The organism is Nonomuraea dietziae (assembly GCF_014195505.1).
In the GTDB taxonomy this organism is placed as follows: Bacteria; Actinomycetota; Actinomycetes; order Streptosporangiales; family Streptosporangiaceae; genus Nonomuraea; species Nonomuraea roseola.
The window spans coordinates 1,162,965-1,181,208 of record NZ_JACIBV010000001.1 but is presented as its reverse complement, the minus strand read 5'-3'; the positions used below and the strand labels follow the sequence as shown (position 1 = coordinate 1,181,208).

20 protein-coding genes are annotated in these 18,244 nt (G+C 70.9%); 14 read left to right on the top strand and 6 right to left on the bottom strand.

Annotated features, from left to right (window positions below; genetic code table 11):
- The first annotated feature begins 239 nt into the window (after positions 1-239).
- The 5 genes from FHR33_RS05815 (at position 240) to plsX (ending at position 5,603) form a co-directional block, all read left to right on the top strand.
- Complete coding sequence (locus FHR33_RS05815; RefSeq protein ID WP_183644555.1) at positions 240-1,124, top strand: DUF2382 domain-containing protein; 885 nt, start codon at positions 240-242, stop codon at positions 1,122-1,124.
- 183 nt (positions 1,125-1,307) lie between these two features.
- Positions 1,308-2,354: a polyprenyl synthetase family protein gene (locus FHR33_RS05810; protein WP_221240950.1), complete on the top strand. Its 1,047-nt coding sequence runs from the start codon at positions 1,308-1,310 to the stop codon at positions 2,352-2,354.
- Positions 2,354-3,766, top strand: coding sequence for a phytoene desaturase family protein (locus FHR33_RS05805; protein WP_183644554.1), 1,413 nt, complete (start codon positions 2,354-2,356; stop codon positions 3,764-3,766). Before FHR33_RS05810 ends, FHR33_RS05805 begins: the two co-directional genes overlap by 1 nt.
- Entirely contained in the window at positions 3,763-4,665 is a 903-nt protein-coding gene (locus FHR33_RS05800) for a phytoene/squalene synthase family protein (RefSeq protein WP_183644551.1), read from the top strand. Before FHR33_RS05805 ends, FHR33_RS05800 begins: the two co-directional genes overlap by 4 nt.
- A complete protein-coding gene (gene plsX, locus FHR33_RS05795; RefSeq protein WP_183644548.1) occupies positions 4,662-5,603 on the top strand; it encodes a phosphate acyltransferase PlsX in 942 nt (313 codons plus the stop codon). The genes FHR33_RS05800 and plsX overlap by 4 nt, the downstream gene beginning before the upstream one ends.
- A 5-nt stretch (positions 5,604-5,608) precedes the next feature.
- Here plsX and FHR33_RS05790 read toward each other — a convergent pair whose 3' ends face one another.
- Positions 5,609-6,241, bottom strand: a complete 633-nt coding sequence (locus tag FHR33_RS05790; protein WP_246451684.1) for a spheroidene monooxygenase — start codon at positions 6,239-6,241, stop codon at positions 5,609-5,611.
- 49 nt (positions 6,242-6,290) lie between these two features.
- Between FHR33_RS05790 and FHR33_RS05785 the strand changes: the two genes are divergently transcribed.
- A complete protein-coding gene (locus tag FHR33_RS05785) occupies positions 6,291-6,866 on the top strand; it encodes a glycerol-3-phosphate acyltransferase (RefSeq protein WP_183644546.1) in 576 nt (191 codons plus the stop codon).
- On the opposite strand, the gene FHR33_RS05780 is transcribed toward FHR33_RS05785, so the two are convergent.
- From FHR33_RS05780 to FHR33_RS05770, 3 genes are read right to left on the bottom strand one after another with little or no spacing between them, the layout of a single operon-like run.
- Positions 6,817-7,941 (bottom strand): glycosyltransferase family 2 protein, encoded by a 1,125-nt coding sequence (locus FHR33_RS05780; protein ID WP_183644543.1) that lies wholly within the window; start codon positions 7,939-7,941, stop codon positions 6,817-6,819. The genes FHR33_RS05785 and FHR33_RS05780 overlap by 50 nt on opposite strands.
- Complete coding sequence (locus FHR33_RS05775) at positions 7,938-9,383, bottom strand: phytoene desaturase family protein (RefSeq protein WP_183644540.1); 1,446 nt, start codon at positions 9,381-9,383, stop codon at positions 7,938-7,940. The genes FHR33_RS05780 and FHR33_RS05775 overlap by 4 nt, the downstream gene beginning before the upstream one ends.
- The gene (locus FHR33_RS05770; protein WP_312895378.1) at positions 9,371-10,111 is read right to left on the bottom strand and encodes a carotenoid biosynthesis protein; all 741 of its coding nucleotides are present in this window, start codon (positions 10,109-10,111) and stop codon (positions 9,371-9,373) included. The genes FHR33_RS05775 and FHR33_RS05770 overlap by 13 nt, the downstream gene beginning before the upstream one ends.
- A gap of 222 nt (positions 10,112-10,333) precedes the next feature.
- Here FHR33_RS05770 and FHR33_RS05765 point away from each other — a divergent pair, with 222 nt between their 5' ends.
- On the top strand, positions 10,334-10,885 hold the full coding sequence (locus FHR33_RS05765) for a hypothetical protein (protein WP_183644537.1): 552 nt from the start codon (positions 10,334-10,336) through the stop codon (positions 10,883-10,885).
- Complete coding sequence (gene qcrB, locus FHR33_RS05760; RefSeq protein WP_183644534.1) at positions 10,882-12,582, top strand: cytochrome bc1 complex cytochrome b subunit; 1,701 nt, start codon at positions 10,882-10,884, stop codon at positions 12,580-12,582. Before FHR33_RS05765 ends, qcrB begins: the two co-directional genes overlap by 4 nt.
- 157 nt (positions 12,583-12,739) lie before the next feature.
- Here qcrB and FHR33_RS05755 read toward each other — a convergent pair whose 3' ends face one another.
- A complete protein-coding gene (locus FHR33_RS05755; RefSeq protein WP_183644531.1) occupies positions 12,740-13,519 on the bottom strand; it encodes an aspartate/glutamate racemase family protein in 780 nt (259 codons plus the stop codon).
- Positions 13,520-13,605: 86 nt separating this feature from the next.
- Between FHR33_RS05755 and FHR33_RS05750 the strand changes: the two genes are divergently transcribed.
- The 3 genes from FHR33_RS05750 to FHR33_RS05740 all read left to right on the top strand — a co-directional run bounded on the left by FHR33_RS05750 (position 13,606) and on the right by FHR33_RS05740 (position 15,543).
- Positions 13,606-14,145, top strand: coding sequence for an Lrp/AsnC family transcriptional regulator (locus FHR33_RS05750; protein WP_221240948.1), 540 nt, complete (start codon positions 13,606-13,608; stop codon positions 14,143-14,145).
- A gap of 679 nt (positions 14,146-14,824) precedes the next feature.
- Entirely contained in the window at positions 14,825-15,121 is a 297-nt protein-coding gene (locus FHR33_RS05745; RefSeq protein WP_183644528.1) for a hypothetical protein, read from the top strand.
- Positions 15,122-15,351: 230 nt separating this feature from the next.
- Positions 15,352-15,543: a hypothetical protein gene (locus FHR33_RS05740; RefSeq protein ID WP_183644526.1), complete on the top strand. Its 192-nt coding sequence runs from the start codon at positions 15,352-15,354 to the stop codon at positions 15,541-15,543.
- Between the two features lie 267 nt (positions 15,544-15,810).
- Here the strand turns inward: FHR33_RS05740 and FHR33_RS05735 are convergent, their stop codons facing one another.
- Positions 15,811-16,086, bottom strand: coding sequence for a hypothetical protein (locus FHR33_RS05735; protein ID WP_183644523.1), 276 nt, complete (start codon positions 16,084-16,086; stop codon positions 15,811-15,813).
- Positions 16,087-16,222: 136 nt separating this feature from the next.
- Between FHR33_RS05735 and FHR33_RS51600 the strand changes: the two genes are divergently transcribed.
- The 3 genes from FHR33_RS51600 to FHR33_RS05725 all read left to right on the top strand — a co-directional run bounded on the left by FHR33_RS51600 (position 16,223) and on the right by FHR33_RS05725 (position 18,080).
- Positions 16,223-16,357, top strand: a complete 135-nt coding sequence (locus FHR33_RS51600; protein ID WP_281388146.1) for a hypothetical protein — start codon at positions 16,223-16,225, stop codon at positions 16,355-16,357.
- Between the two features lie 106 nt (positions 16,358-16,463).
- Entirely contained in the window at positions 16,464-16,898 is a 435-nt protein-coding gene (locus FHR33_RS05730; protein WP_183644520.1) for an Hsp20/alpha crystallin family protein, read from the top strand.
- Between the two features lie 276 nt (positions 16,899-17,174).
- Positions 17,175-18,080 carry a DnaJ C-terminal domain-containing protein gene (locus FHR33_RS05725; protein ID WP_183644517.1) on the top strand — a complete coding sequence of 302 codons (906 nt, stop codon included), beginning with the start codon at positions 17,175-17,177 and terminating at the stop codon, positions 18,078-18,080.
- Positions 18,081-18,244 lie beyond the last annotated feature (164 nt).

Below are 18,244 nucleotides of genomic sequence, written 5' to 3'. Positions count from 1 at the left end.
CTCGCCGGGGGGTGGCCGCGACGCGGAGTGGAGCGGAGCGGCGCGTCCAAGCGTGAGGGGACGTAAACAACCGGCACAGAGACCGCCTGTCCGGACGCGGCGATCCTTTGCCACCGTCGCCGCCGTTCCAAGCTCTCCCTCGGCGAGGTACGCATTGTGTCCACACTCCGGCAAACCGCGATAACCGCCTGACGGGCGGGGGCAATTCCCTCGGAGAACCACACAAGGGGGAGTTGTACGTGATCACGCAGGAGCAGATCCAGACGGTCATCGGGCGGACGGTCTACGACCGCGACGGGGCCAAGGTGGGCGAGGTGAAGAACGTCTACCTCGACGACCACACCAATGAGCCCGAGTGGCTGACTGTCAGGACCGGGCTGTTCGGCATGCACGAGTCCTTCCTCCCGCTGCGCGCCGCGCGGGTGGACGGTGATCGGGTCGACGTCACCTACGACAAGGCCATGATCAAGGACGCGCCGCGCGTCGACGTCGAGTCCGGCGGGCACCTCTCGCTGGACGAGGAGCGGGAGCTCTACCGCTACTACGGGCTCGACTGGAGCGCGGCATCGGGCAGGCAGAGCGGCGACGGCCGCGGCCCGGTCCCCGGCCAGGGCGCCGTCCCCGGTCAGGGCGCCGTCCCCGGTCAGGGCGCCGGCAGGAAGACCGGGCGGTCCGGCGACCGAGGGACGTCCGGCGCCGGCCTTCCCACCCAGGCGGGCAGGTCCGACGAGGCGATGACGCGCTCGGAGGAGCACCTGCGCGTCGGCAAGGAGCGTCGCGAGAGCGGGAGGGCGCGGCTGCGCAAGTACGTGGTGACCGAGACCGAGCAGGTGACCGTACCGGTCACCCGCGAGGAGGTACGGCTGGAGCGGGAGCCGATCACCGACGCCAACAGGGGCGCCGCGATGCGCGGGGAGGACATCTCCGAGGCCGAGTACGACGAGACCCTCTACGAGGAGCGCGCTGTCGTGGACACCGAGGCCGTCCCCGTCGAGCGGGTGCGGCTGGCCAAGGAGCAGGTGACCGACCAGGAGACCGTCTCGGGCCAGGTGCGCAAGGAGCGTGTGGAGACCGACGGCGACGTGCGTGACGAGCGCGAGCGCCGAGGCCGCCGCGACCGCTGACGGCGACGCCGCCGAAGAGGGTGCCCCGGCCGCGGCGGCCGGGGCGCTCGACGGTCCGGCTCCAGGCGGGCCACATGACGGCACGCGAGGCGAGGAGCGGTGCCTGAGGCAACCGGCGTTCCCCGGATGCATCCGACAGCCCTTCGGTTCGCGAATGCACCTGAAACGAGCGAAGGGGCTTTCGTGACCGTGACCGCAGTGACCGGCTCCGTGCGGGAGCTGGTCGATCAACGCCTGATCGCTGTCGTCGAGCGGGAGATGGGCCGGCTCGGCTTCCTGGGCGGGCAGGAGCGTGAAGCGGTACGGCACCTGCTGGCCCGCTTCGTCATCGACGGGGGCAAGCGGCTGCGCCCGTCGTTCGTGTTCTGGGGCCACAGCGCCGCCGGGGGCTCCGCCGAGGAACGGGACGCCGTGCTGTCGGCGGGCTGCGCGGTGGAGCTCGTGCACAGCTGCGCCCTGATCCTCGACGACATCATGGACGAGTCCGACACCAGGCGAGGACGGACCACCGCCCATCTCGCCCTTCTCGACGAGCATCGGCAGGAGGGCTGGCGGGGCGACCCACGGCGTTACGGGGAGTCGGTGGCCACGCTGCTCGGCCTGCTCGCCTACACCTGGGCCGACACCGCCATGGTCGCGACGGGCTCGGCGCGCTCGTGGGAGGTCTTCACCCAGCTTCGCGTGGAGCTGATCGGCGGCCAGTACATGGACCTGGCCCACGCCGCCCGTGGCGCGGGCACGAGGAGCCAGGCGCTGCTCACCGGCGCGTACAAGTCGGGCAAGTACACCGTCGAAGGCCCTTTGCTCCTCGGGCACGCCCTCGCCCGAGGCCTTCCCGGAGTGCGCGCGGCGCTGAGCGCCTACGCCCTTCCGCTGGGCGAGGCGTTCCAGCTGCGTGATGACGTGCTCGGCGTGTTCGGCGATCCCGCGCTCACCGGCAAGCCCGCCGGCGCCGACCTGTTCCTCGGCAAGCAGACCTATCTGCTGGCCGAGGCCAGGCGGCGCACAGGGGGGCACGGCCACACGCCGGTGGACGACGTGCGCGACGAGGCCGAGGTCGCGGCGGCGCGGGAGCTGATCGTCGCGTGCGGCGCCCTGGAGGCCGTGGAGCGGCGCATCGACCTGCTGACCAGGAAGGCGACGGCGGCGCTGGAGAGGGCGGGGCTGCCGGAGGAGGCCTCGGCGGCGCTGGCGGAGCTGGCCCGCCAGGTCACGGACAGGAGAGCTTGATGGACGTGGTGATCGGGGCGGGGCTGGCCGGCCTGTCCGCGGCGGTTCACCTGGCCGCGGCCGGACGGGAGGTGACCGTGATCGAGGCGCGAAAGGAGCCCGGCGGCTGCTGCGGCACGGCGGAGCTCGGCCCTCACCGTTTCGACACCGGGCCCTCGGTGCTGACCATGCCGGGGGTTCTGGCCGAGATCTTCGGCGCAGCGGGGGAGGAGCTGGAGGCCTGGCTGCCGCTGCGGCGGCTGGACCCCGCCTATCGCCTGTTGTTCGCCGACGGCTCCCGCCTGGACGTGACGCCCGAGGCCGAGGCGATGGTCAGGCAGGTGCGCGAGCTGTGCGGTCCGGCCGAGGCCGAGCGGTACCGTCGCTTCCGCGCGCTGCTGGGCCGGATGTTCGAGGCGGAGTGGCCCGCGTTCATCGACGCCGACATGACCCGCCTGCGGGCCATGGCCAGGCCACTGGCGCTGGCCCGGCTCGCGGCGATGGGCGGCTTCCGCCGTCTCGACCGGCTGGTGGCCGCCCACCTGACCGACGATCGGCTCATCAGGGCGCACACCTTCCAGGCGCTCTACGCGGGCCTGTCGCCGCGGCGGGCGCTGGGCATCTACGCGGTGATCTCGCACATGGACACCGTGGGAGGCGTCTACTTCCCCCGCGCAGGAGGGATGCACTCGATCCCGCTCGCCCTGGCCGCGCTGGCGGAGAAGCTCGGGACCACCTTCAGGTACGGCACGCGAGCCACCCGGGTGCGGACCGACTCCGACGGTGTCACGGCGGTGCTCCTGGACAGCGGCGAACGGCTCGCCGCCCGCACCGTCGTGGTCGCCTGCGACCTGGTGAACGCGCATGCGGGGCTGCTCCCCGAGGCCGCCGCCGACTGGCGGCTGCGCCGTCCGCGCTTCTCGCCCTCGTGCGTCGTGCTGCACATCGGGCTGGAGCGACCTCTCACCGGCCAGGCACACCACACGCTGCACTTCGGGAAGCAGTGGGCGTCCATCTTCACCGCCCTGGAGGCGGGCAGGCCACAGCCGGACCCCAGCATCCTGGTCACCCACCCCACGCCTGACACCCTGACCGTGCTGGAACCCGCGCCCAATCTGCTGGGTCACGGCTGGGACGGACTGGCGGACCGCACGCTGGCCCGCCTGACCGATCTGGGCTACAGCGATCTGTCGACACGACCGCGTCTGACCTGGGACCCACGCCGATGGGCGGCGGATGGACACTCCGCGGGCACCCCCTTCGCGCTGGACCACCGCTTCACCCAGACCGCGTGGTTGCGCCCCTCGGGCGTCGCCCGCCGCATCCCCGGGCTGCACTTCGCGGGGATGCACACCGCGCCGGGCGTCGGCGTCCCACCCGTGCTGATCTCCGGGCGGCTGGCCGCCCTGCGCATCCTGGAGGCCGCCCGATGAGCAGCCTGACCGCGAGCTACGAACGGTGCCGCCGGCTGCACGCCCGATACGGCCGCTCGTACTACCTCGCGACGCGGCTGCTTCCCTCGTGGAAGCGGCGTCACGTCCACGCCCTGTACGGTTTCGCCCGCTACGCCGACGAGATCGTCGACTCCTTCGAGATGCGCTCGGACAGGGCGGAGGCGCTCGACGCCCTGTCCGCCCGTCTGAGCGCGGCCCTGTCGGGCGCGCCCGTCGAGGATCCGGTGCTGCCCGCTCTGGCCCACACCGTGCGCTCGTTCGGCATCGACCAGCGTGAGCTGGCCGCCTTCCTGCGTTCGATGCGCGCGGACCTCACGGTGACCCGCTACGCCACCTACGACGAGCTGCTGGAGTACATGGAGGGCTCGGCGGCGGTCATCGGCACCATGATGCTGCCGATCCTGGAGCCGCTGCCCGGCGCCGAGGCGGCGGCCAGGGAGCCGGCGCGCCAGCTCGGCCTCGCCTTCCAGCTCACCAACTTCCTCCGCGACGTCACCGAGGACCTCGACAGAGGGCGCATCTACCTGCCGGCGGCCGACCTGTCCGCGTTCGGTGTCACCGAGGAGGACCTGCGCGGGCACACGGTCACCCCCGCCGTACGGCGGCTGCTGGCCTTCGAGGCCGAACGCGCCCACCGCCACTACCGCCTGGCCCTGGAGGGCGTCGACCTGCTCACGCCCTCCTCGCGGCCCTGCGTACAGGCCGCCTACCACCTGTACGGCGGCATCCTCGCCGAGATCGAACGCGCCGGGTTCGAGGTGCTGGGGCGGCGGGCGCGGGTGCCGCGGCGGCGCAAGCTGGCCATCTTCACCCGCCACCTGCTGGCCGCGTCGAGCGCGGGCAGGCAGGAACGGCGCGTCAGCGTGGAGCTGCCATGAGCGCCGCTCCAGTCGTCCTCGACGCCATGGGCGGTGATCATGGCCCGTCCGAGATCGTCAGGGGCGCGGTGGCCGCATGGCGGACGCACGGCGTGCCCGTCGTGCTGGTCGGCCGCGAACGCGAGGTACGCGAAGAACTGGAACGGCACGACGCCACCGAGATCCCCGTCGTCCACGCCGACGAGGCGGTTCCCATGTCCGAGCGCGGCGCGCCGGCCACGGCCGGCGCTTCGACGAGCCTGGCCGTGGGCTGCGAGCTGGTACGGCGCGGCGAGGGCGCGGCGTTCGTCTCGGCGGGCTCCACCGGCGCGGTGGTCTCCTGCGCGGTCCGCCTGATCGGCAGGGCCGAAGGGGTGCTGCGCCCGGCGCTGGCGGTGGCGCTGCCGACGCTGCCAGGCGGGTCGACCGTCCTCGTCGACGCGGGCGCCACCGCCGATCCGACTCCGGAGATGGTCGCCCAGTTCGGCGTTCTCGGCACTACCTACGCCCGCCTGGTGTTCGGCGTGCCCGATCCGCTGGTGGGGCTGCTGTCGATCGGATCGGAGCCGGACAAGGGCAACCGGCTGATCAGGGGCGCGGGCCGGCTGCTCCACGAGCTGCCGGTGCGCTTCCACGGCAACGTCGAGGGGCACGACGTGCTCGCAGGGCGGGTCGACGTGATCGTCACCGACGGGTTCACTGGCAACATCGTGCTGAAGAGCGTCGAGGGATGTGTGCGGACCGCCCTGTCGATGACGGCCGCGGCAGGGATCGCCGCGCCCGAGGACCTCGCGGTGGTGGCCCGCCGTTACGACCCCGAGACTCACGGCGGCGCCGCGCTGCTGGGCCTGCGGGGGACGCTGATCGTCGCGCACGGCTCCTCGGGAGCGGCGACGATCGCCCGGGCCTGCCAGGTGGCACGCGATCTGGCAGGCGGCCGGCCGAGGACGACGCCGTGAACGGGTCAGGCCAACGGGTCGGCGCCGTTCCAGCTGCCCTGGCTGGCATAGGGGATGAAGCGGGCGAACAGCTCCTCGGCGTACCAGTCCTCGGACCGTACCCTGTCGATCACCGTCCGGTGCGCGGCGTCACCGTAGGCGAAGCCGTTCACCTCGTCCACGCCGCGCCACAAGGAGAAGGTGGCCTGGCGTGCCAGTGGCCACTCGCCGACGCCGACGGAGGCCAGACATCCGCGCTGCTCCGCCAGGAGGCGGTCCACCCGGGGGACCGAGCGGTAGAAGGCGGCCAGCCTGGACGGCCTGATCGACGCCCTGGTGAGCACGGCCACGGGGCCTTCGTGCGCTCCACGCGGTGGCCTGGCCGTCCCTGCGAAGGGGTCTCGGCCGCCCCACCGCCCGCGCCAGGCCAGGGGCGCCAGCCGTACGTGCCAGGACTCCCGCGCCTGGCCGCGCCACCGCTCGGCGATGGGGGAGCGGCACAGGAACGCCTCCAGCGCGGCCTCCTCGCGCCACACCGCGAACAGCGCCCAGCGGCGCAGGTCCGCGCCGAGGCTCATGGACGCCGCCCGGCCGGTGCCGAGCAGGCGGTGGAACAGCAGTCCGCCGGTGCGCCGCAGCAGCGGCCGGTCGAAGGCCATGGAGCGCATGGCGCTCAGGTCCGCATACCTGACAAGGTGGAATGAAGCGATGCCTGCCTGGTTCGCCGCTGTCATCGGTGGTTACCTTCTCGGCTCGATCCCCGTCGCGGTCCTGGTGGCGCGCGCGCACGGCTTCGACCCGCGCGAGGTCGGCGACCGCAATCCCGGCTTCTGGAACATGAAGGAACAGCTGGGCTGGCGCGCCGCGGCACCGGTGTTCGCCGGTGACGCGCTGAAGGGCACCCTGGCGGCGTTGGTCGGCCTGTGGGCGGGCGCTCTGTGGGCGGGCGGCGGCTGGGGTCCTGTGTACGCGGCGGTGGCGGCGGCGATGGCCGGCCACGCGTGGCCCGTGTTCGCGCGCATGGGCGGAGGACGCTCGATTCTCACCTTCGCAGGCGGGTTCGCGGTGATCTGCTGGCCCGCCTTCCTGCTGGGCGTGGCGGTGCTGGCCATCGTCGGACTCCTGACCAGGTCGTTCGCGAGGGGGGCGCGCGCAGGGGTCTTCGGCCTGCCTCTGCTGCAGCTGATCTTCACCTCGGTGGAGCAGGTGGCGGCCACGGGCGCGCTGATGTGCCTCATCGGCCTGCGCTTCGGTCAGGCGGCGCTGGCCGAGCGCCGGAGGTGAGCCGCGGGTAGGTCCTGCCGCGCCAGGTCCGCACCGGCCGCAGGGTGCCCTGCGTCAGGCGTACGGCGGTCGCGAGGTCGAGCAAGGGTGACAGCGCCAGCCCGGGGCCGGGACGGACGTAGCTGCCCCGCAACGCGCAGGTCAGCAGCAGGCGCATCGCCAGCAGGCCCAGGTCCAGCCTGGTGGGACGGCCGGTCAGCAGCCGCAGCACGGGCAGCGCTGTCGTCAGCCACACCACGCTCAGGTCCGCCGCCTTCCACGCGGGGCCGGTCACGTCGGCCAGCGGAAGCGAGCGGCCCCACTCCCGCCACACCTCGCCGAACGACTCGTGCATGTCCACGTGGAGCAGGTCCCCCGCGTCGAGCAAGGCCGTCCGCCAGCCGTCGGCCGCCAGCGTCCTGGCCAGCGCGACGTCGTCGGTCATGTGGCCGCGCACGCGGCTGAAGGCGTCCGCCTCGAGCATCGGGGCCCGGCGGAAGGCCATGCACTGGCCGTTGGCCAGGGCCCGCCGGGGCGAGGGCGGGCAGGCCGGGCCGATCGGCCCGAAGCGGTAGACCAGGGTGGCCAGGAAGGAGGCGTGCAGCGCCTGCTCGGCCGTACCGTCGCAGACGAACCGGGGCCCGGCCGAGACGAGATCGAACTCGTCCAGAGCCGCGACCAGCGCGCCGAACAGGCCGGGCCTGGGCCTGGCGTCGGCGTCCAGCGTGACTATCACCTGGCCGCCTGCCGCTGCCAGGCCCTGCCGCAGCGCCCATTGCTTGCCCACCCAGCCAGGGGGGAGCGGCTCTGCCCTGACGACCTTCGCGCCCAGCCCCGCCGCCACGCGTGCGGTCGCGTCGGTGGACTCGTCATCCACCACGATCACCTCGGCGACGGCAGGGTCGGCCAGCGCGACGCTCAGGCAGGGCGCGATGCGAAGCTCCTCGTTCCTCGCCGGCACGACGACCGAGACCGCGCCCGTGACGTGGTGCACGGGAGCAAGCGGCGGTCTGCGCCGCCGTCCTCTGGCCAGCCTGGCACCCACGGTGACGGCGGCGGCGGCCTGGGCGAGGCCGAGCGCGGTGGTCCACTTCACGAGGTGGCCTTTCCGACCGGGAAGTCGCGGTTGACGAGGTCGGCGACGATCCTGCCGCCCATCGCGACCAGCGGCAGCCCGCCGCCAGGGTGGACCGAGCCGCCGACCAGGTACAGGCCGCGCCTCGGCCCCCTGTTGCCGGGGCGGCGGAAGGGGGCCAGAGGGCCGGAGTAGGCGCCGCCGTAGATGGCCCCGCCCCACGCGCCGTACCGCTCCCGCAGGTCGGCAGGGGTGAACAGGTCCACGAACCGGAGCCGGCCCGACAGGTCGTGGCCGCGCTCTGCCAGCCGCTCCAGCACCAGGTCTCGATAGGCCTGCGGCGAGAGCGGCCAGCGGGAGGGGTCACGGGCGGGAACGTTGACCAGCATCGTCCAGGCCTCCGCGCCCTCAGGGGCCTGGGAGGGGTCGTCCACCGAGGCGCAGCCGACGTAGACGGTGGGGTCCCGCGGCGGCCTGCGGCGCTCGAAGAGGTCACCGAACTCGGCTCGGTAGTCGGCCGAGAACAGGATCGAGTGATGGGCGAGCCCTTCGGTGCGGCCCTCCACCCCTGCCAGCAGCAGGAAGGCCGACGACGAAGGCCCGAGCGCGGCGATGCGCCGCAGCCTGCGCCGATCAGGGAGCAGGTGCCCGTACAGCTCGGCCGCGTCCGTGTTGGCGATCGCCACGTCGCAGCCGACCTCGCCGCCGTCGGCGAGCCGTACCGCCCTGACCCGCCCTCCGCCGGCCACCACCTCGCAGACCCGTGCCGAGAGGCGCACCTCCACCTGGGCCTCCTCCAGCAGCCTGGCCAGGTCGTCGGCGAGGGTCGGCAGCCCGCCTGGGACGTACCAGCCGCCATGGTCGTGTTCGATGGCCGGGATGCAGCCGAGCGCGGCGGGCGCCCGGTAGGGGTTGGAGCCGGCGTAGGTGGCGTAGCGGGCGACGTACTGCCGCAGGCGGCGATCGGTGAAGGCACGGCACGCGAGCCCCGCCAGCGTACGGCCGGGCGCCACCGCCGTCAGGTCCGACAGTCGCGCCTCCGACGGCGGCCTGGTCAGCGGTCCCGCGAAGAAGGTGCGGGTCGATGCCTCCAGGCAGCCGCGCGCCCAGGCGTGGAAGGCCCGCCAGCGCGCGCCCTGGCCCGGCGCCAGCCGCTCCACCTCCGCCGCCATCCGCTCAGGATCGCGATGGGCGCTCAGCCGCGAGCCGTCGGCGAACCGGTAGCGGCACAGCTCTCTCAACTCCACCAGCTCCCGCCGCACGCCCAGCTCGCGGAAGACACCGGGAAGGGTCAGGAGGGAGGGCCCGAGGGAGAAGGTGAAACCGTCGCGCCGATGCTCGGCGAGCTTGCCCCCCAGCCGAGGCAGCTGCTCGAACAGCCGCACCTCGTGGCCCGACCTGGCCAGGAGCAAGGCGCTCACCATGCCGCCCACCCCGCCGCCGATCACGCTCACCTCTGCCATCGACGCCTCCACGCCAGCACGGCGAACGCCCCCATGGCCAGCCCTCCGCACGCCGCCACCAGCGGGTCGGGCGGCTGGAACACCAGCGCGAAGCCGAGAGTCTCCATGACCGCCATCACCGTGTACACCGTCACCAGCCCCGTGTCGTCTGCCGTGTCGCGCGCTAGGGCATGGATCAGCGCCATCATCAGGAACGAGACCACCAGCCAGCCCGCGAAGTTGGTGAGCGGGACACCGCGGTAGGGGCCGTCGTGCTCCCACGCCCACAGACCCAGCCTGATCATCTGCGGGTCCAGGAAGAGGTCCCACGCGGTCAGCGCCACCGCCCCGAGTCCGATGCGGGTCAGACCGGTTCCTCGTGCGACCGCGTACGCGGCCAGCCCCATGCCCGCCCAGGCCAGCGGCACGATCACCGGCACCCCGAACAGCTGGGGCTGCAGGACGGCGGTGTAGGCGTAGTCGCCGAACGGCACGCCTGTGGTGACACCGAGCAGCTCGGACCCGTAGCCCAGCGCCGCCGCCGAGGCGAAGGCCGAGACCGCCCGCCGCAGGCCGCAGGCCGCCGCCGCGAAGGCGACCGACGACAGGGCGAGCAGGATGACGACCAGGCTGGTCAGGCCGATCGGCCTGGGCTGCAGCCCGGTGGCCACCTGGGCGGCGACCATCGCGGACAGCAGCAGCGCACCGGCCACGGAGCCGGTACGTCGTCGCGTGAGGACATCGGTCACAGCTCTTCCTTCGAGCGAGGACGTCGATCAGATGCATCCGTCTGGCTCAGGCCTCGTCCTGACGCTGCCGTGCTCCTTGCCGAGCGGAGAATCCAGCATGCGTCGCGAGGCCGCCGTGGTGGAAGCGGACGCGCGGGGGCTCCACCGGATCCCGCTGAGCGGGGGGCTGCCATGCAACCGCTTTTGTCCCTTATGCGAATATGCAGGAAGGGGGAATGTGGTATGGGGCAGTCCGACAGGCGGCTGAACGAGTTTCTCGACGCGCTCGACGCGCGGCTGCCCTACGTGCGCTACCAGGTCCGCAGGTTCCCAGAGGGAGAGGACTTCCTCCAGCTCAACGTGCCGGGCACCGCGCGGGCGACGGTGTTCATCCAGGACGGCGAGTGGATCTGCCTCAGCGAGACAGCGTCGGATGTGACCCTGCAGCGCGCCCTGGGCTCGGTGGACGAGCAACCGCAGGCCGTCGTCGAGCGCCTCTCCTTCCCCGCACGCGCCTCGAAGCCGCGCTCCCGACGGGCGCGGGTCCTCCGCGCCGGGGGACTGGGCCTGGCCGCGGCGCTGGGAGCCGCCGTGCTCGCCGCCGTCGTGCTGGCCGTCCTCGTGCTCGGCAACGGCTACGGCTACGGCTCGGACACGGTTCGCGCGACGATCAACGCGCTGGCGGCCGTGTGCGGCGCGGCTGTGGGCGTCTGGGTCGTCCGGCGCTCGTGGCGCGCTTCGGGAGACGGGCAGACAGGGGACAGACCGGATGGAAAGGAAGAGGGCCAGGAATGAGCGACATGACGGCTGTTCCCAAGGCCATCGCGGGTCCTTCGAAGTTTCTGGATGATCGCATCGGCGCGGGCACCTTCCTCAAGCGGAACCTGCGCAAGATCTTTCCCGACCACTGGTCGTTCCTGCTGGGTGAGATCGCGCTCTACTCCTTCATCATCCTGCTGCTGAGCGGGACGTTCCTGACGTTCTTCTTCAAGCCCAGCATGATGCACGTGATCTACGACGGTCCCTACGACCCGCTCAAGGGCGTGATGATGTCCGAGGCCTACGCCTCGACTCTGGAGATCAGCTTCGAGGTGCGCGGCGGTCTGCTGATGCGGCAGATCCACCACTGGGCGGCTCTGCTGTTCGTGGCCGGCATGATGGTGCACATGCTCCGCGTCTTCTTCACGGGTGCATACCGCAAGCCGCGCGAGCTGAACTGGCTGATCGGCGTGCTGCTGCTGACGCTGGCACTGGTCGAAGGCCTGACCGGCTACTCGCTGCCCGACGACCTGCTGTCGGGTGCGGGTCTGCGGATCACCGAGGGTGTGGCGATCTCGCTGCCGCTGGTGGGCACGTACATCACCTTCTTCCTGTTCGGCGGGGAGTACCCGGGTGAGGATGTCATCGCGAGGTTCTACTCGCTGCACATCCTGCTGATCCCGGGCATCCTGCTGGCGTTGATCTCGGCCCACCTGGTGCTGATGTGGGTGCAGAAGCACACGCAGATGCCGGGCAAGGGGCGCAACAACCACAACGTGGTCGGCGCGCCGTTCTACCCTGCGTTCATGCTGAAAGCCGGCGCCTACTTCATGTTCACCTTCGCCGTGATCGCGGGCATGGCGACCTTCGCGCAGATCAACCCGATCTGGGCGTTCGGCCCCTACACGCCTGCCGACATCTCGGCGGGCTCGCAGCCCGACTTCTACATGGGCTTCCTGGAGGGCTCGCTGCGGCTGATGCCGGCCTGGGAGATCAACCTGTTCGGCACCAGCGAGTTCGGCACGCTGCCGCTGAGCGTCATCATCCCGGCCTTGGTGCCGATGGGCATCGTGATGACCGGCCTGGCGCTGTATCCGTTCATGGAACGGTGGGTGACCGGCGACAACCGCGAGCACCACATCGCCGACCGTCCCCGCAACAACCCGCACCGCACCTCGATCGGCATGGCGGCCATCACGTTCTACGGCGTGCTGTGGCTGCTGGGCGCCAACGACGAGATCTCGGCCTTCTTCCAGATCAGCCTGAACTGGACGACCTACATCGGCCGGGTGCTGGTGCTGGCAGGCCCGGTGATCGCCTACATCATCACCTACCGCATCTGTCTGGGACTGCAGCGCTCCGACGCCGCGGTCATCGGTCACGGCGTGGAGTCGGGTGTGATCAAGCGGCTGCCGCACGGTGAGTTCATCGAGATCCACACGCCCGCGGCGGAGGACATCGAGGCACACGTGCGGGGCAAGGAGGCGATCAGGCAGGTGGAGATCGGTTCCGACGCCGAGGGGATCCCGCCGAGGGGTGTGCGCGGTCCGCTGGGCAAGCTGCGCGGGCGGATGTCGAAGGCGTACGGCGGGGAGAAGATCCCGCTGGACGACGGCCACGGACGCGGTCACGGCGAGGAACACGCCGAGATCGCACCTGGGGACGAGGCCTCGCCACTCGCCTCCCGCAAGCCCGATCGCCCGAGCCAGGGCGACCACTCCCCGCCGACCTGAGCTAGGGTTTGCATGGCCGATCACCATGCGCCTGCGACCGTTGAGCGCGCTCCGCGCGTCGCTAAGGCGATCGTGATCACCGGCGGGACCCGCGGCCTCGGCGCAGGCCTGGGCTGAGCCGCGCTCTGCCTGATACGCGATCGCGAGGGATCCGCCCTCAAGATGTACGGGTCCGCGCTGCTCCGCCCGTCGGCTGAGCCGGGAGGTCGCGACCGCGAACGGGGCCGCCGCGCCATGAGGGAAGGGCGCGCCGGCCGATGGCGGTGTCGAACGCGGCGCCTGCCAGGAGGCGAGTGGAATCGAGGGTGGGCAGCGAGGAGACGTCCGGCGTCACCAGGAGCGGGATCTCAGTGCACACCAGGGCCACGGCGTCGCAGCCGCTGTCGGCGAGGTCCGCGATGACACGCGCGTATTCCTGCCGTGAGCTCTCGGTGAACACGCCGTTGACGAGCTCGTCGAAGATGATCGTGTTGATCCTCTCGCGGTCGGCGGCGGGAGGGACCTGAGACGCGATGCCCCGCTCCGCGAGCGCCCTGCCGTACACGGGACCGTCCATGAGATACCTGGTCCCGAGGACGCCGACGCGCCTATGGCCTTCGCTTGCCGCACGGTCGGCGACGACGTCGGCGATGTGCAGGCCAGGAATGGCCAGATCGTCTCCCGGTAGTTCGAGGGCCATGTGCGCGGTATTGTCCGGACAGACGAAGAAGTCCGCGCCCGCACCGGCGAGCCGCCGCGCACTCTCGGCGAGTATCGAGCGGATCGGCCCGTACTCCCCCCTGTCCCAGTGGGGCATGCTGCGTCCCATGGCGATGCAGTCGAGGCTGACGTCGGGATGCTCGTGTGGGCCGAGCTGACGGAACCCTTCCTGACAGAACGTCTGAAAGCAGAGCGCTGCGCCTTCGACGCTGTGCGCAATGATGCCGAGATGCTTCACGTAACTCCCTCGATCCGTGCGTAATGCCTGCAGATCACAGCATGGGGCGCGAATATGCACAAGTTGTGCTTTGATATTTCAGCATTATGCGCAAAGCCCAGGATGTGCAGGGTGAGGAGAAGAGCGGAATGCCCAGTGGTGATCGGATCGATGAAACGGATGCCCGCCTGCTTCTGGCCCTGATCGACCATCCGCGCTCCACCACCGTCGCCCTGGCGGACCAGATCGGCCTGTCCCGCAACACCGTGCAGGCCAGGCTTGCGAAGCTGGAAGAGGGGGGCGGGCTTGAGTCCTTCGAACGCCGGGTCAGCCCGCGGCGGCTCGGTTGCCCGCTGACCGTCTTCGCTGCGGTGCAGGTGGTTCAGCGCATGCTCGACGAGGTCGCAGAGGCCTTGGCCGGAATCCCCGAAGTGCTCCAGGTCTACAGCGTCAGCGGTCCGACCGACCTGCTGGTACAGGCCGTGGCTGCCGACGGCGACGACCTGTACCGCATCGCCGGGATGATACTCGCCATCCCGGGCGTCGAACGCACCACGACGTCATTAGTCACCCGCGAGATCGTCGCCTACCGCACCGCCCCGCTGATTCGCAGGCAGTTGGCTGCGCATCCTCACGCAGGCCGCTGACGGCGAGCCTGCGCGGGAATGACGGCGGATCGCCGCGTACAACTCACCTGGGACTTCGGTTGCACCAGTGCCCCCACCTGGGGGCACACCCATCGTCTCACCGCAATGGGTCGGCACGATTTGTGCCGACCCTACGACTGGCCTCACGCGCCACGAAGGGGTGCTACCGGGATACGGCAGAAACGGGCCGCACCTCTTGTCGTGAACTGCCACTAAGGCTCCCTCGCGGACGCCTTGGCTGCGCGGGCAGATGTAGCCGAGAAGTAGAGCAGCACGGCGGCAACGAGGGTCCGGCCGAGAATCGGTGAGAACAGGCCATGCACGTGGGCGCAGAGCGCAGTGAAAGCATGCCAAGGAGCGCCTTTCGCCGGCGGGACACCGCGCCGGCCACGAGTTCGCGCAGCACGGTCTCAACCAGCCGGAGTGTCATGCCCCCCAGCTACGAAGGGCGGGGAGGGGTCAGGAATGAGGCGCATGGCCGTCCCCGAGGTGCGGAAAACCGCAGGTGCAGGCGGGCGAGTACCTCATTCCGCAGGGCGGGCGGCTCAGCCTACTGTTGGCCGCGTTTGGCGGTCCGTCTCCGCCTGCGTGTCTCCGCCGCGGGGCGCGTTAGGTGATCTAGCGTGAGACTGATCAATTAATTACTGCGCAGGCGGGAAAGTGAAGCCAGACCATGTACATGATGCGCGAGGTCTTCCAAGCCGAACGTGGGAAGGCGCCGGAGATCGTGGCAGCGTTCAAGACCCTCACCAGTGTGTTTGAAGAGGCGGGGTACACGAATCTGCGAATCTACGTGGATTATGCGGGCCCTATGGATACGGTCGTCTGTCAATGGGAGTTCGACAGTCTGGACCAGTACTTCGCCATGGAGCGCCAGGCCTTCGTGAATCCAGACGAGAACACGCAGGCAATGATCGACGCCATGAACAACAACGCAAAATCCGGCTACAAGGAGATCTATGAGGTCATCCAGTAGCGGACGAGCCCTGCAGGCGTACCGCCGCCGCATCAAGCCATGTTCGCCCCGTTGACGACGCGCCGCACTTGTTGATCGACCTGACGTACGGGGGGGCGAACGCGGGGCTGGGCGACCAGTCGCCTCACTGGATCGCCCGGTGGTCAGCCGGGCACTCATCACGGGTTTCGTGCTCACCCTGCGCTACGGCATCGCCTGGAAACGCGACGAGCAGACCGGGCGCGTGGGAGATGGCCGTCATCCCCGAGCAGACGCGCGTGCTGTTTTCCAACCGCGACGGCCAGGTGCTGTCGATCCTGGCCGACAAGGTGATCAGCCGAACGCGCAACGGTGCACGCGTCCGCTGGCTGACTCCCGCCAAGATCGCCTTCCGGTTCGCCACCGCGCCCTTCGGCCGCCGCGGCGGCGTCTTCGCTCCTTGACGGCGAGGCGAGACGCTCGCGCGGATCGCCTGACCCACGCCGAGGTGGGTGGCGGACTGCGACGACCACGCTCGGAGACGGAAGCGCAGGGTCTCAGGCCGGCTGATTGGAAAGGGCCGGCGGGGAAGAGTCCCGCCGGCCCGATGACATGAGCTTGGAGCGAGGTATGAGTACGTGTTCTCGGATGTGTTCACTTCCCCCTTCCTGCGCCGTGTGATGGAGGTGCCGACCGGGTCGCCGGTCGACGTCTGAGGACGCACGGCCGGATCACGACGGGTTCGGCGGTGAGCGGCCGAGCCGGAGGCCTGACGGCTTCGCCACCAGGACGCCTTCCAGCATCCGACCGTCGCGCCGGAGGTGAAGCCGCCGGTGCGACGGCCCGGTCGGCGGCGTCCGAGGAGGGGCAGGCGGCCAGGGACCGGCAGGTGGCGGCCCATAACTTGCCGCGATCAGGGCGTCGAACGTTTCTCGCAGCCACTGATCGTCGGCGCAGATCAGCTCCGCGAACTCACCGTCCACGCGCCGCGTGGCCAGATCCTGCATGTCGATCCCTCCCCGGAAACCTCTGACAGCGCCGCCAGGTCATCGACCGATACACATTTTCTATAGCCAGTGCTGCAAGAATCTGTCAACCCCCTTCTTCCTTCTTCGCGTACCGGGCGAGTGACCGCCGTACTTCATGTCGGTCGAACGGCTCCACCATCTGGACTATCCCGCCTACACCACCGGCCAGGCCGCCCAGGTGCTCGGCCTGGAGGCGGTGTCCGAAGCGGTGGCGCCGGATCCCGCAGAGGATCGCCCTCGAAGGAGTTGACAATTGGGCACCGAGGTTATCTACAATCTGGATTAGAGGTTTCCTCTTGGCAGAACAGGCATCCCGGGTGCCGTCGGCCCCGGGAGATCTTCGGAGGTGAGGCACGATGCTGCTGACGTCGATCGACCCGTTCGTGCAGGAGTTCGAGCGTCAGTTCGATCGGCTGACCCGCCAGGCCGCCGCCGAGGGCGCCGGCGCGATCATGCCGATGGACGGAATCCGCCGCGCCGGCGACGTGGTGCTGCGGTTCGATCTGCCCGGTATCGACCCCGACTCCATCGAGGTCACCGTCGACCGCGGGGTGCTGTCGGTGAGCGCCCGCCGCGAGGAGGAGTTCGGCCAGGACGAGCGCGTCTTCGTCCGCGAACGGGTGATGGGAGCCTTCACCCGCCGCGTCTACCTGTCCGAGCACCTCGACAGCGACAGGATCGACGCCGAATACGCCAACGGTGTCCTCACCGTGCACATCCCCGTGATGGAGAAGGCCAAGCCGCGCAAGGTGGAGATCAGCCGCGGCGACAGCAAGGCCATCAACGCCTGACCCGCTCCGGGGGGCGGGCCATGGCGCGGCACCGTCGCGCATGGTCCCGTGGCCCGCCCCCGGCCGGGAGGCCGCTCGTCACCCTCCGCGTTCGGCAGGTCGCCGACCTGCTCCAGGTCGGCCACGCAGTGGTCCGCCGGCCGGGCCGACGGCACGCGGCGACCCCCGAGCCGGTCACCGGGCGGGCGGGCAAAAGGAACCGTGGAAACGCCGAGCCGGACTGACCCGAGACGGCCGGCCTTCCCGAGCTTCACGCAGTGACCAAGGGGTCGGGCGATGGCGAAGGATTTCTACCAGGCGCTGGAGGTCGCCAGGACTGCGAGCCAGGAGGAGATCCAGCGCGCCTACCGCAGGCTGGCCCGCCTCTACCACCCTGACGTCAATCGTGAGCCCGGCGCCGAGGAGCGCTTCAAAGAGATCACCGAGGCCTACCGCGTCCTGGGTGACCCTGCGGCGCGCAGGCGCTACGACGCGGCCGCGCAGGGCGTCCAGCGGGCTTCGGCAGGCTGGGACTTCGACATGCAGCCGCACGTACGGGTCCGGAGAGGAGCGCCGACACCGGGGCCCGCCCCGGCCTGGACGGCGGCTCCCGGGTTCGGTGACCTGTTCGGCGACCTGTACGGCGAGCGGACGTACCAGGGATGGGCCTCCGCCGCGGGCGCCCACCAGGAGGCCGAGCTCGAGATCACCGTCGAGGAGGCCTACCACGGCGCCCGCCGCGTCCTCACCCTCGACGGCCGCCACCGGATGGAGATCGTGATCCCTCCCGGATTCGTCGCGGGCCAGCGCCTCCGGATCCCCGGGCAGGGCGGGCGCGGCAGGGCGGGAGCGCCTGACGGCGATCTCTTCCTCGTGGTACGCATCGCCGACCACCCGAAGTACCGGGTCCGGGGGCGCGACATCCACGTAGAGCTTCGTCTGGCTCCGTGGGAGGCCGCGCTGGGAGCCGCCGTGCCGGTGGACACACCCGCCGGCCCGGAACTGATCAAGGTGCCGCCGGGCACCTCGAGCGGTGACCGTCTCCGGCTCCACGGCCGTGGCCTGCCCAACCCCCAGGCAGAGCCCGGCGACCTGTACGCCGAGACCAGGATCGTGGTCCCCGCCCCGCTCAGCGAGGACGAGCGCCGCCTGTTCCAGCGGCTGGCGGACACCACCGGATTCGACCCGAGAAGGCAGCCGTGACCGCCGCCCCGCGGCTGCCGGCCATCCGGTTGCGAGCGCTCCACGGTCTCCGGCTGTCCCCAGCCGGGCGGGCGTGAGGACGGATCTGCCCCGAAGGACCACGGCCCGTTCGCCTCGGGGCGCTCCGGCGCCGCCGCGAGCCCCTGCGTAGTCGTCCCCTGATG

Excerpts from the sequence above, each read along its gene's own strand:
- plsX (WP_183644548.1), top strand. The coding sequence starts at position 4,662 with ATGAGCGCCGCTCCAGTCGTCCTCGACGCCATGGGCGGTGATCATGGC.
- FHR33_RS05735 (WP_183644523.1), bottom strand. The coding sequence starts at position 16,086 with ATGCAGGATCTGGCCACGCGGCGCGTGGACGGTGAGTTCGCGGAGCTG.
- FHR33_RS05745 (WP_183644528.1), top strand. The coding sequence starts at position 14,825 with ATGATGCGCGAGGTCTTCCAAGCCGAACGTGGGAAGGCGCCGGAGATC.
- qcrB (WP_183644534.1), top strand. The coding sequence starts at position 10,882 with ATGAGCGACATGACGGCTGTTCCCAAGGCCATCGCGGGTCCTTCGAAG.
- FHR33_RS05730 (WP_183644520.1), top strand. The coding sequence starts at position 16,464 with ATGCTGCTGACGTCGATCGACCCGTTCGTGCAGGAGTTCGAGCGTCAG.
- FHR33_RS05740 (WP_183644526.1), top strand. The coding sequence starts at position 15,352 with ATGGCCGTCATCCCCGAGCAGACGCGCGTGCTGTTTTCCAACCGCGAC.
- FHR33_RS05725 (WP_183644517.1), top strand. The coding sequence starts at position 17,175 with ATGGCGAAGGATTTCTACCAGGCGCTGGAGGTCGCCAGGACTGCGAGC.
- FHR33_RS05765 (WP_183644537.1), top strand. The coding sequence starts at position 10,334 with ATGGGGCAGTCCGACAGGCGGCTGAACGAGTTTCTCGACGCGCTCGAC.
- FHR33_RS05790 (WP_246451684.1), bottom strand. The coding sequence starts at position 6,241 with ATGGCCTTCGACCGGCCGCTGCTGCGGCGCACCGGCGGACTGCTGTTC.
- FHR33_RS05750 (WP_221240948.1), top strand. The coding sequence starts at position 13,606 with ATGCGCAAAGCCCAGGATGTGCAGGGTGAGGAGAAGAGCGGAATGCCC.
- FHR33_RS05775 (WP_183644540.1), bottom strand. The coding sequence starts at position 9,383 with ATGGCAGAGGTGAGCGTGATCGGCGGCGGGGTGGGCGGCATGGTGAGC.
- FHR33_RS05785 (WP_183644546.1), top strand. The coding sequence starts at position 6,291 with ATGCCTGCCTGGTTCGCCGCTGTCATCGGTGGTTACCTTCTCGGCTCG.
- FHR33_RS05805 (WP_183644554.1), top strand. The coding sequence starts at position 2,354 with ATGGACGTGGTGATCGGGGCGGGGCTGGCCGGCCTGTCCGCGGCGGTT.
- FHR33_RS05800 (WP_183644551.1), top strand. The coding sequence starts at position 3,763 with ATGAGCAGCCTGACCGCGAGCTACGAACGGTGCCGCCGGCTGCACGCC.
- FHR33_RS51600 (WP_281388146.1), top strand. The coding sequence starts at position 16,223 with ATGTCGGTCGAACGGCTCCACCATCTGGACTATCCCGCCTACACCACC.